General features: G+C 51.3%; 11 protein-coding genes, 2 tRNA genes and 1 pseudogene. 1 reads left to right on the top strand and 13 read right to left on the bottom strand.

Features of this window, described 5'->3' with window-relative positions; genetic code table 11:
• Positions 1–41 precede the first annotated feature (41 nt).
• Positions 42–233 (top strand): annotated as a pseudogene (locus tag ACFQO0_RS00260) (IS21 family transposase); the annotation flags it as partial.
• 144 nt (positions 234–377) lie between these two features.
• On the opposite strand, the gene ACFQO0_RS00265 reads toward ACFQO0_RS00260, so the two are convergent.
• The 13 genes from ACFQO0_RS00265 to ACFQO0_RS00325 all read right to left on the bottom strand — a co-directional run bounded on the left by ACFQO0_RS00265 (position 378) and on the right by ACFQO0_RS00325 (position 12,350).
• Positions 378–454: transfer RNA gene (locus ACFQO0_RS00265), tRNA-Pro, on the bottom strand.
• 75 nt (positions 455–529) lie between these two features.
• A complete protein-coding gene (locus tag ACFQO0_RS00270; RefSeq protein ID WP_382231934.1) occupies positions 530–919 on the bottom strand; it encodes a MerR family transcriptional regulator in 390 nt (129 codons plus the stop codon).
• 3 nt (positions 920–922) lie between these two features.
• A complete protein-coding gene (locus ACFQO0_RS00275; protein WP_465261960.1) occupies positions 923–1,276 on the bottom strand; it encodes an integration host factor subunit alpha in 354 nt (117 codons plus the stop codon).
• Between the two features lie 173 nt (positions 1,277–1,449).
• Positions 1,450–3,879, bottom strand: a complete 2,430-nt coding sequence (pheT, locus tag ACFQO0_RS00280) for a phenylalanine--tRNA ligase subunit beta (protein WP_382231937.1) — start codon at positions 3,877–3,879, stop codon at positions 1,450–1,452.
• Between the two features lie 84 nt (positions 3,880–3,963).
• Positions 3,964–4,980 carry a phenylalanine--tRNA ligase subunit alpha gene (gene pheS / locus ACFQO0_RS00285; protein ID WP_382231939.1) on the bottom strand — a complete coding sequence of 339 codons (1,017 nt, stop codon included), beginning with the start codon at positions 4,978–4,980 and terminating at the stop codon, positions 3,964–3,966.
• A gap of 141 nt (positions 4,981–5,121) precedes the next feature.
• A complete protein-coding gene (gene rplT / locus ACFQO0_RS00290; protein WP_112992505.1) occupies positions 5,122–5,481 on the bottom strand; it encodes a 50S ribosomal protein L20 in 360 nt (119 codons plus the stop codon).
• A gap of 25 nt (positions 5,482–5,506) precedes the next feature.
• Positions 5,507–5,704, bottom strand: coding sequence for a 50S ribosomal protein L35 (gene rpmI, locus ACFQO0_RS00295; RefSeq protein ID WP_382231942.1), 198 nt, complete (start codon positions 5,702–5,704; stop codon positions 5,507–5,509).
• 163 nt (positions 5,705–5,867) lie between these two features.
• Positions 5,868–6,389, bottom strand: a complete 522-nt coding sequence (infC, locus tag ACFQO0_RS00300) for a translation initiation factor IF-3 (RefSeq protein WP_353156032.1) — start codon at positions 6,387–6,389, stop codon at positions 5,868–5,870.
• 60 nt (positions 6,390–6,449) lie between these two features.
• Entirely contained in the window at positions 6,450–8,357 is a 1,908-nt protein-coding gene (gene thrS / locus ACFQO0_RS00305; protein ID WP_382231943.1) for a threonine--tRNA ligase, read from the bottom strand.
• Positions 8,358–8,576: 219 nt separating this feature from the next.
• A tRNA-Val gene (locus ACFQO0_RS00310) sits at positions 8,577–8,653 on the bottom strand.
• 124 nt (positions 8,654–8,777) lie between these two features.
• Positions 8,778–11,063: a RelA/SpoT family protein gene (locus ACFQO0_RS00315; RefSeq protein WP_382231945.1), complete on the bottom strand. Its 2,286-nt coding sequence runs from the start codon at positions 11,061–11,063 to the stop codon at positions 8,778–8,780.
• A gap of 7 nt (positions 11,064–11,070) precedes the next feature.
• Positions 11,071–11,421 carry a RidA family protein gene (locus ACFQO0_RS00320; protein ID WP_382231947.1) on the bottom strand — a complete coding sequence of 117 codons (351 nt, stop codon included), beginning with the start codon at positions 11,419–11,421 and terminating at the stop codon, positions 11,071–11,073.
• A gap of 62 nt (positions 11,422–11,483) precedes the next feature.
• The gene (locus ACFQO0_RS00325) at positions 11,484–12,350 is read right to left on the bottom strand and encodes an alpha/beta fold hydrolase (protein WP_382231949.1); all 867 of its coding nucleotides are present in this window, start codon (positions 12,348–12,350) and stop codon (positions 11,484–11,486) included.
• Positions 12,351–12,370 lie beyond the last annotated feature (20 nt).

The raw sequence follows: 12,370 nt of genomic DNA on the forward strand, positions 1-12,370 counted from the left end.
ACACAATCCTACTGAGTTATCTGCGCGCTAAAACTGTCTAGCCAGCCTATGCTGATCGACGTTCTCCCACGTCTCTCGACAAATAGGCGTTCAAGCTTTCGGCCTGGTTAAAAACCGAGGCGACGAAGCCACGCAAGCAAAGGCGGACTTTGAAACAGATGCACATCAATCTTTGTGCGGTGGGATTTAAAGGGTCGTATGACCGGGTCGCAGCCTTCGCCAGACCGTGGAACGTGGATCACAGCTGGAGGGGGTCAATTCTGCGAGCAAATCAACAATATTGACAATTAACGAGATTTTTCTAGGGCATTAACAGTGCACGGATTGATAAAAACAAAAAGGCCAATCAAAAGATTGGCCTAAGTATTTGATTCTATTGGTCGGGACGGAGTGATTCGAACACTCGACCCCTTGCACCCCATGCAAGTACGCTACCAGGCTGCGCTACGCCCCGACAAGCGCAAAATTATACCAGAGCAGAACTGTATTTTTGTCATGAAAAATGCCCCGCCTGCCTTAACAACCGGATTTACTTCAGCAGAGTCAGAATTTCCATCAGTTCTTTGCGAATCGCAAGCATGGCATTCGGGTCTATGGTTACACCATCGAGCGGCAGATCATCGTCGCCACGCGCATCCAGAATCCGGCTATCAAGCTTGTTGCGTGCACCGCTGATCGTGAACCCTTGTTCATACAACAATTCGCGTATGCGACGAATCAGCAGTACTTCGTGATGCTGGTAGTAGCGCCGATTACCGCGCCGCTTGACGGGTTTGAGTTGTGTAAATTCCTGTTCCCAATAACGCAGAACGTGCGGTTTCACACCGCACAACTCACTCACTTCACCGATCGTGAAGTAGCGTTTTGCTGGAATTGGCGGCAATGCGACCAATTCAGGTTTGTTGAGCCGTTCGTTCATCTATCAGCTTGTTTGGGCAAACGTTTTTTGGCTGGAAGTGTCGACCATACCTTTGAGCTTCTGGCTCGCATGGAAGGTAACTACGCGGCGCGCCGTGATAGGAATTTCTTCACCGGTTTTTGGATTACGGCCTGGACGTTGCGGCTTGTCGCGCAACTGAAAATTACCAAAGCCGGACAGTTTGACGGCTTCGCCACGTTCCAAGGCATTGCGAATTTCGTCAAAAAAAGTCTCGACCATATCCTTGGCTTCGCGCTTGTTCAATCCGACTTGCTCAAACAGCAACTCGGCCAGCTCGGCCTTGGTTAAGGTAGGCAGATCCTTTTCCGCTTGCGAGCGCACTTGCGCCTCCAGCATTGCGCGGTTCAGGTCTGCTGCCAATACAGATTGGAGTTCAGCGGAATTCACATCATTCATATTCGGTATATTCACTGCTTGTTTTGACCTTGAACCTAAATCTGAACTTGAAAGTCGGAATCATCTTTTGCATGGTTTCTGCAGCAAGCTGATTCCGGATTCAAGTGAACTGCTTATGCGCGTAATTTAGCGCTGTGTTTGATACCAGCAGCCGCTACAAAGGCAGACATTGCGGCATCGACCAAATCATCCTGCAGGGTTAATTGAGTATCTTGCAAGGTGAAGCGGAAAGCAAGGCTTTTTTCGTCGCTTTCCAAGCCTTTACCGCGATATTCATCAAATAAAACAACCACTTGCAGAATATTACAGATTGGATTAGCTTGCTTTTCCGCAACAAAAACATCCATTAAATCCTGCATCGAGACATTGTTTTTGACGACTAAAGCAAGGTCGCGCGTGACCGCAGGGAACTTCGAAATTTCCTTATAGAAAGGAATATCCAGCTTTTGCAAAGCACTGGCATCGACCTCGAATAAAACAGGAGCCAGAGGCAAATCGTACTTTTGCTGCCAACGCGGATGTAACTCACCGATAAAACCAACGACTTTGCCATCCAGCAAGATATTGGCGGACCGGCCAGGGTGCAGAGCCGGATGTTCCAACTTGGCAAAAGTAAGAGCCTTGGGCGCAAACAAGGCTTCCAGATCAGCCTTGACGTCGAAGTAATCGACGTTACGCGAATCCATGCCCCATTGCTCTTCCACGATTGGACCGTAGGCAATGGCAGCGACACGTTTAGGCTGATCATAACCAGCTACGGAGAGCGGACCGTCCTGCTCGATGCTATTGCGCAGATAAACCGCACCGATTTCAAACAGCCTTATGCGGCTGACCTTGCGATTCAGGTTGTAGCGCACATTGGCGATCAGATTGCCGATCATCGATGAACGCATCACGCTCATCTGGCTGGCAATCGGATTCAGCAATTTAATCGGGTTGCTGTTACCGGCAAAATCTGATTCCCACGCTTGCTCAACAAAGCTGAAGTTGACCACTTCCTGATAATCGGAGTCAGCCAATTGACGACGGATCGTAAATAGCGAGCGCGTGTTCTCAGGACGAATGCGCATTGCATTCGCCGCTACCGGCGGCAAGGCTGGAATGTTCTCAAAACCGTAGACGCGCGCGATCTCTTCAATCAGATCTTCTTCGATTTCGATATCGAAACGATAGGACGGTGGCGTCACCGAAAACACGCCATCTTTTTGCGTGAATGGCAAAGCCAGACGTGTGAAGATATCAGCGATCTGCGCATCAGTCAACGCGACGCCGATAACCTTGACGGCACGCGCAGTACGCACGCTGACAGGGTCACGTTTAGGCAGATTGACAATGTGGTCGTCGATAGGACCAACGGCTGTTTTATCTTTTTGTCCGCAGATCTCGACGATCAGTGCTGTGATGCGTTCGATGTGTTCGACCGTAGTTGCAAAGTCGACGCCACGCTCAAAGCGATGCGCTGCATCAGTCGAAAAATTGAAGCGACGTGCACGACCTTGAATCGCGTTTGGATACCAGAATGCTGCTTCCAGATAAATGTCTTGTGTGTCTAGCGATACGGCTGTTGCATCGCCGCCCATGATGCCGGCCAGCGATTCGATCTGATTGTCGTCGGCGATCACGCCTATCCATTCATCAACAGCAACCGTGTTGCCGTTCAGGAGCTTTAGCGATTCGTCTTTTTTACCCCAGCGCACATTCAAGCCGCCGTGAATTTTATCCAGATCAAATACATGCGTAGGACGACCCAGTTCGAGCATGACGTAATTGGAAATATCGACCAAAGCAGAAATCGGACGTTGCCCGCTGCGCTCCAGACGTTGCTTCATCCAATCGGGAGTCTGTGCTTTCGCATTCAAGCCGCGAATAATGCGACCGGAAAAACGACCGCATAGATCCGGCGCGGAAACCGTCACTGGCAAAACATCGTTAATCGTCGAAGCAACTACTTGATAAGACGGTGCTTTCAAAGGCGTACCGGTCAATGCGGATACTTCGCGCGCAACGCCCAATACGGACAGGCAATCTGCCTTGTTCGGCGTCAGCTTGATCGTGAATTTCAGATCATTCAGTTGATAGTAATCGCGGAAATTCTGGCCGATCGGTGCGTCCGATGGCAAGTCCATCAAACCGGCCTGCTCGTCCGATAATTTCAATTCTTTTGCCGAGCACAACATGCCTTGCGATTCCACGCCGCGCAATGCGCCAACCTTGATCTCAAACGGCTTGCCATCTTCACCTGGCGGCAATATTGCGCCAGCCAATGCACACACGACCTTCATGCCTACGCGCACATTCGGCGCACCGCAGACGATGTTCAATATTGTTCCTGTGCCAGCATCCACCTGACAAACATTCAGGCGATCAGCATTCGGATGTTTGGCGATCTCACGCACTTCAGCCACGACGACATTCGAGAATGGCGGCGCGACCGGTTCGACTTCTTCGACTTCCAGACCAGACATCGTCAACATGTGCGCCAATTCGTCCGACGTCATGTTCGGATCGACCATCGTACGGAGCCAGCTTTCGGAAAATTGCATGATTTAAAAACCTTTTGCCACAGACATCACAAATACAGAAAAAATCAGCGCACGCGCTTGTTCAGCATGCACTGCCTTGTACTGCTAGTTGAATTGTTTCAGGAAACGCAAATCGCCTTCGTAGAACAGGCGTAGATCATTGATGCCATAACGCAGCATAGTCAGGCGTTCGAGACCGGAACCGAACGCAAAGCCGATGAATTGTTCAGGATCGAATCCCATATTGCGCATCACGTTCGGATGCACCTGGCCAGCGCCCGACACTTCGAGCCAACGGCCTTTCAATGGACCACTACCAAAAGCGATGTCGATTTCAGCCGACGGTTCGGTAAATGGAAAATACGATGGACGGAAGCGAACTTGCAAATCGTCGGTTTCGAAAAACGCTTTGACGAAATTGAGGTACACACCCTTCAAGTCGGCGAAGCTGATGTTCTCGTCGATCCACAAACCTTCGACCTGATGGAACATAGGCGAGTGCGTTGCATCGCTGTCGACGCGGTAGGTACGACCGGGTGCGATCACGCGAATCGGCGGTTTGTTCATCCGTGCATAGCGCACCTGCATAGGGCTGGTATGCGTACGCAGCAGCAGAGGCTTGCCTTGCGTATCGTTGCCTTCGATGTAAAACGTATCCTGCATCGAACGTGCCGGATGATTTTCCGGGCTGTTCAATGCGGTGAAATTGGTCCAGTCGTTTTCGATTTCGGGGCCGTCTGCCACGTCAAAACCGATCGAACCGAAAATTTCCTCAACGCGCTGCCATGTACGCATGACAGGGTGAATACCGCCGGTACCGCGACCACGGCCAGGCAAGGTAATGTCGATGGCTTCCGCATTCAGGCGGGATTCCATTTGTGCATTGGACAAGGCATCGCGACGCGCCGTCAGCGCAGCCTCGATCTTCTCTTTTGCGGAATTGATGATAGCGCCTTGCGTCTTGCGCTCATCCGGCGCGAGCTTGCCCAGGCTCTTCATCTGTTCAGTAATCTGTCCGGTTTTACCGAGGTACTTCGCTTTCGCGTTTTCCAGTGCGGCGGCATCGTCTGCGGCGGCGAAATCAGTCTGGGCTTGTGTGACTAGCTGTTCTAGGGGATTCATGCGGTTTGTTTTCGTCCTTAGCAAGGAAGCCGAAAAAGAAGCCAAATAGGGAAGTAAAAATAAAAACGGGACATAGGTATGAACCCTGCCCCGCTTCGATATTGCTGCATCGTCCGAAGACGATGCATACGATCACAACACTTAAGCAGCGATGGTTGTTTTCACCTGATTCACGATTGCCGCGAATGCTGGTTTATCCATCACAGCCATATCGGCCAGGACTTTACGGTCCAGCTCGATTGATGCGCGTTTCAGACCGTTCATGAACACGCTGTATGTCAGGCCATGTTCACGCGATGCTGCGTTGATACGAGTGATCCACAATGCGCGGAAAACACGTTTCTTGTTACGACGATCACGGTATGCATATTGACCAGCGCGCATAACTGCTTGCTTGGCAATACGGTAGACCTTGCTGCGGCGACCACGATAGCCTTTGGCTTTGTCGAGGATTTTTTTATGACGGGCCCGTGCTGTGACCCCACGTTTTACTCTAGGCATGATTGCTCCTGATTATTGAGTGAGGTTAAGCGGTCGGCATCATTGCGCGAACGGAATTCATGTTGGTGTCATGAACACCGACAGAACCGCGCAATTGACGTTTATTTTTTGTGGTTTTCTTGGTCAAAATATGACGTTTGAAAGCTTGACCGCGTTTAACGGTTCCACCTGGACGTACACGAAAGCGCTTTTTGGCGCTGCTTTTCGTTTTCATTTTAGGCATGACACTATCTGTCCTTTGGGGACAGCTCCATTTTTAACATGATTGCAGGTGGTAGCAATTTCGCTACACTTGGATGCCTACTCTCACTTGTTATGCAGTGGAATCGAGTCCACCGCTATTTTGTGCGAGTCGCCCGTTACCGGTCGATTCGCACGAAATTCTATTATTTCTTTTTCTTCGGCGACAGAACCATTATCATCTGACGGCCTTCCATCTTCGGAAACTGCTCAACCTGGCCGTATGGCTCCAAATCAGCCTTCAAGCGTTCCAACATACGGAAACCAATGTCCTGATGCGCCATTTCACGACCGCGGAAACGCAGCGTGATTTTGGTTTTATCGCCATCGTCCAGGAATTTAATCAAATTGCGTAGCTTGATGTTGTAATCACCATCATCGGTACCAGGCCGGAATTTGACTTCCTTGACCAGAATAACCTTCTGCTTGAGCTTGGCTTCGTGCGCCTTCTTTTGTTCCTGGTATTTGAACTTGCCGTAATCCATCAGGCGTGCGACCGGTGGTTGCGCAGTTGGCGCAATCTCTACCAGATCGACGTTAGCTTCTTCCGCCAAGCGGAAAGCATCTGCCAGACTAACGATACCGAGTGCCTCATTTTCGACACCACTCAAACGCAACTCAGGCGCTGTAATTTCACCGTTGATCCGATGCGACTTATCAGTAGCTATTGCAATTTCCTTTTAAAATCAAATAATTAAGCCGTGCTCTTGCGCTACGGGTTTGATCCCTCAGGCTTTGGTTTCGACCTCATTATTGAGGCGATCCACCAATAAATCGACAGGCATGACACCCAGATCGACATTACCTCGCGCTCGCACGGCCACTGTACCTGCGTCCCGTTCTTTATCACCAATCACGATGATGTACGGCAGCTTCTGAACGGAATGCTCGCGTATTTTATAGGTAATTTTCTCATTACGCAAATCGATGTGCACTCTAAACCCTTGTTTCTTCAGGTTTTGTGCAACAGCTTGGGCGTAATCAGCTTGCGCGTCAGAGATATTCAACACCGCAATTTGGACTGGCGCCAGCCATAACGGCAAGGCGCCGGCGTGATTTTCGATCAACATGCCGATAAAGCGCTCGAAGGAACCGAGGATCGCGCGGTGCAACATGACCGGAATCTTCTTGGTGTTGTCTTCGGCGACATATTCCGCACCTAAACGTGCCGGCATCGAGAAATCGACCTGTATCGTGCCGCATTGCCACATACGGCCGATCGCATCCTTCAGTGTGTATTCAATCTTCGGGCCGTAGAAGGCGCCCTCGCCAGGCGAAATTTCATACGTGCAGCCAGAACGGTCCAGAGACGCAATCAGCGCGGCTTCAGCTTTATCCCACGCTTCATCGGAGCCAACACGTTTTTCAGGGCGCGTAGCCACTTTATAAATAACATCATTGAAACCGAAATTGCGATAAACCTTTTGCAACAATGCAGTAAAGGCGACGCACTCATCCAGAATTTGGTCTTCGGTACAGAAAATGTGGCCGTCATCCTGCGTAAAGCCACGCACACGCATCATGCCGTGCAAGGAACCGGATGGCTCATTACGATGGCACTGGCCGAATTCGCCGTAACGCAACGGCAGTTCGCGATATGAACGCAAATCCGACGCGAAAATCTGCACGTGACCCGGACAGTTCATCGGCTTCAACGCATACGAGCGGTTTTCCGACTCGGTCGTGAACATATTCTCTTTGTAGTTTTCCCAGTGGCCGGATTTCTCCCACAGGCTGCGATCGAGAATCTGCGGCGCTTTAACTTCCTGGTAACCATTGTCTTGATAGACGCGGCGCATGTATTGCTCAACTTGCTGCCAGACCGTCCAACCTTTTGGATGCCAGAAAATCAGGCCTGGTGCTTCTTCCTGGAAGTGGAATAGATCCAGCGCGCGACCCAGCTTGCGGTGATCGCGCTTCTCGGCTTCTTCCAGCATGTTCAGATAGGCTTCTTGCTCTTCCTTCTTCGCCCACGCAGTGCCGTAGATACGCTGCAGCATTTCGTTCTTGGAATCGCCGCGCCAGTATGCGCCAGCCAATTTCATCAGCTTGAATACTTTCAACTTGCCGGTCGATGGTACGTGTGGACCACGGCACAAATCGGTGAATTTGCCTTCGCTATACAGCGAGACATCCTGATCAGCCGGAATCGACGCGATGATTTCTGCCTTGTAGGCTTCACCGATAGATTTGAAATACTCAACTGCTTCGTCGCGCGGCAAAACTTTGCGAGTAACTGGCTCGTCTTTTTTAGCCAGTTCGGTCATTTTCTTTTCGATCGCCAGCAAATCCTCTGGCGTGAACGGGCGCTTGTACGAAAAATCGTAGTAGAAGCCGTTATCGATGACAGGACCGATCGTCACTTGCGCATCAGGGAAGAGCTCCTTGACTGCGTAGGCCAGCAAATGTGCGGTGGAGTGACGGATCACGTCAAGGCCATCGGCATCCTTGTCGGTTATGATCGCCAGATCGCTATCCTGCTCAATCAAATACGAGGTATCAACCACATTGCCGTTGACCTTGCCAGCGAGTGCCGCCTTGGCAAGACCGGCACCAATATTGCCAGCGACTTGCGCCACGGTGACAGGGGAATCGAATTCGCGTTGCGAACCATCAGGAAGGCGGACTGTAATCATTTTGCTCTCCGTTTCAGCGGGGACCTGCTTGCTGACGCTAGATTAATTGAACAACAAAAAATGCGGACGAAAAAAAACGCGGGCTAGCCGCGCTTTTTCAAATTGCAATGACGAAAAAGAACCCGACTTAGCGTCGCTCAGAAACCAGTATGGTTGTCGTTCGCGGTGTCATAACCGGGTTTGCCTTTCTCGCTCTTACAGGTTTTACCAATTTTTCGTTGGTAGGCACGATTGGACTCGAACCAACGACCCCTACCATGTCAAGGTAGTGCTCTAACCAGCTGAGCTACGCGCCTAAAGAAGCGAAATTATAGCGACAAATTATCTTCTTAGCTAGCCCCTAAATGAACTTGTTTTAAAAAACACGATGCGGCCCGACTTTGAGTGCGCGCCGGCAGGGAGCGATTTCCAGAAAATCGATCAATGACGCTTGGCTTCCACCACACCATTGACTTCTCGTATTACCGTCAGCGCCTTCTGCAATTGCGCCGTCGATCCGATTTCTGCCGTAAATGCCATACGCGCCTGGCCCTTGACACTCTGCGTACTGACGCCAATGACATTGATTTTTTCGCGCAGGAAGATATCCGAAATATCGCGCAACAAACCTTGCCTATCGCCGGCCAAGACGAAAATATCCACCGGATAAACCGTTGACGATTCGGGACCGCCCCACGCAGTATGAATCACACGCTCAGGTGCCTTGCGCCGCATCTCGGAAAAATTTCTGCAGCCAGCGCGATGAATTGACACACCTTTGCCACGCGTCACAAAGCCGACGATAGGATCTGGCGGTGCCGGTTTGCAGCATTTTGCCAATTGCGTCATCAAGCCGTCGGTACCAACTACCAGCACGCCTGACTTCGCGCCCTGCACCACACTGGATGCGCGGCTCTTGCGCGGAATGACGGTATCGTCGAGTTCGGCCTGTTTGGCAGCACTCGCCTCATCAGCGTGCAAGGCATGCTCAACCGTACGCAGGCTGAACTCATCCTTGCCCACGGCCAGAAATAGATCATCAAGCTTGGAGAACCCAAGCTTGTGCGCGAGTTCTTCCAGATTGACAGCGGTCTTGCCTTCGCGCTGCAATGTTTTTTCTATCAGGCCACGGCCGGTAGAAAGTGTCTCTTGCTGGTCGATTGCGTTGAACCACGCACGCACCTTGGCACGTGTGCGTGAACTCGCCGCATAACCGGGTGCAAGCCAGTCACGCGAAGGGCCAACCGTGCCCGTGACCGTACTAACACCTTTCGCGGTGATGATGTCTACAGTCTGGCCGTTTTTCAAAACGGTATTCAGTGGCACCAGCGTACCGTCGACGCGCGCACCGCGGCAACGATGGCCGACATCGCTGTGCAAGTGATAAGCAAAGTCAATCGGCGTAGCGCCATTCGGTAATTCGATCACCCGTGCTTGCGGCGTCAGTACATAGATGCGGTCGTCCAGTGTCGCGGACTTGAGTTTTTCCACCCAGTCGCGATGTACGTCTTCTTGCCCGACGACGGTATCGACGACTTCACTTTTCCAGGCCAGCAATTGCCGCAACCAGGCGATTTTTTCATCATACTTTTGCCCTGAAAAATTCGAGCCGCCAGCTTCCTTGTAACGCCAGTGCGCGGCCACGCCGTACTCGGCGAAGTCATGCATGTCGTTGGTGCGTATCTGTACTTCGAGCGGCCGGCCGTCTTCGGCCATGACAATCGTATGCAGGGATTGATAGCCGTTGGACTTGGGGCGAGAAATGTAATCATCGAACTCCGACGGTATCGGCGTCCAGATGTTGTGCACAATACCGAGCACCGTGTAGCAGGTTTTTACATCATCAACGATGACCCTGAATGCACGTACATCGTACAAATCGGAGAATTCGATTTCCTTGCCGCGCAACTTGCTCCAGATACTGAAGATATGTTTCGGTCGACCGAATACTTCGGCCTTGATACCGGCAGCCGCCATTTCTGATTGCAGGCGCTTGATCGAATTTTCAACGAAGGCTTCACGCTCCACACGTTTTTCTTCCAGCAAGGAAGCGATACGCTTATACGCTTCCGGCTGCAGAAAGCGGAAAGACAAATCTTCCAGCTCCCATTTCAACTGCCATACCCCGAGCCGATTTGCGAGAGGCGCATACAGATCAAAGGTCTCTCGCGCATACTGCCGCGAACGTTCATTTTGCAATTTGTTGTCCGCAAAATAACGCAGTGTCGTCACGCGCGTGCCCAGACGCACCAGCACCACTCGCATATCCGTTGCCATTGCCAGCAACATCTTGCGCACGACTTCCAGTTGCGATGCAGCTTCTTGTGCAGCATTTTTACCGCGTGTTGCTTCGTGCTGCACAAAGGTCACTTCATGCAGCCGCATCAGTTGACGCACACCGGCAACCAGATCGTCGACTTCCTTGCCGAAACGCTCGCCTATCTGGTCTGCCGCCGTAGGATTGATGGTTGCCAACTCAAACAGCAAGGCGGCAATACGCGTATCTGCATCTGTTTCCAGCTGTGCAAGCACCGTGGCAACACCTTGCGCAAACTCGAAGGCGTCCTGCTCACTTTCGAAGGCATCCTGTCCGGCAGAAACGGATTTCCCGGTATAGAACGGTTTGACGAACGCAAGCGCATCCATCACGCGTGCGCTGTCATGTTCTGTCAAGCCTGAGCGAAGAAGCTCTTGTGTGTCACTCTGTGAGGATGCTACGGAAACCATGTTGAACCTAGGAAGATGCTGCAACCACAATTATTTCAATCAAGCGCTTCGGATCAGGGAAGCGGACCGCGACAGTTGCTCTTGGTGGCGCATGTCCTTCTGGCACCCATTCATTCCACGCTGCGTTCATGCCATCGAAATCGTTCACGTCGGCAATAAAAATCTGACACGACAGAATCCGGGTTTTATCGCTGCCGGCCTCGGCCAGCAGACGATCGATATGACCAAGCACTTCGCGTGTCTGGCCGTGAATATTCTGCGTCGTATCTTCGGCGATTTGTCCAGCCAAGTATACCGTGCCATTGTGAATGGCAATTTCGGATAGCGTATCGCCTATATGCAAGCGGGTAATATTCATGAGGTTCCAAATTCAAAAAGTATTCGAAGGCAAAATGGGTATCAATATGCATTCGACAAGAGCTAGCCAAGGAAGAAATTTTTCGCTATAGCGATTTGCGTGTCGCTGAGAAAGGTCGGAGCATGCCCGACGCCTGCAATTTCCACCACTTGTGCTTTCGGCCCACGTTGCGACATCGCAGCAGCTGTTTCCCTTGTTAGCAAATCTGAGTCGGCACCACGCACCACCAGCGTAGGACAGGAAATTGCCTCATATGCAGCCCACAAACGCTGTTCATCCACTTGTACACTCTGCGCCGTTGTTGCCTTGAATGGCACGGCGAGCGCGGGGTCGTAGACAAACGTCCATTTCCCTTCTGCATCCTGTCGCATCACGTCGGATGCCAGCTTGCGCCATTGCTCATCGCTATGCGGCCCGAAGGACAGCGAAATTGCACGAACGTACTGCCACGCCTCATCAAAAGTGGCAAAGTGTACCTTCAGTCCTACATATTCCCCTATACGTTTCAGCGCTTCGGCGTTGAGTGAAGGACCTATATCGTTGAGTAATAATTTGCGTACCGGGTTGCCCGGTAGCGATGCCAAAATCATTCCGATCAAACCACCCATAGACGTTCCCAGCCATTGGATGGATGCAACATCAAGACGCGCAAGCAGCGTCACCATATCGCTGACATATTGCGGCACTTGATAAAAATTCGGATCACGCAAATGTTCAGACCTTCCGCGCCCGACTATGTCTGGACAAATCACGCGATAGTCGTTCGCCATTGCTTTTGCCAACGCATCAAAATCATCCGATACCCGCGTCAAGCCATGCACGCACACTAATACATTCGGATTACTAGGATCACCCCATTCCTTGTAGGCCATGCGGTGCAAACCGGCAGGAGAAAGACATTGAACAGTTTTGATATGGGCTTGTGTCATATTGGTCGCAAGAAGATGAA

Source organism: Herminiimonas aquatilis, from assembly GCF_042665175.1.
Lineage (GTDB): Bacteria > Pseudomonadota > Gammaproteobacteria > Burkholderiales > Burkholderiaceae_D > Oxalicibacterium > Oxalicibacterium aquatilis.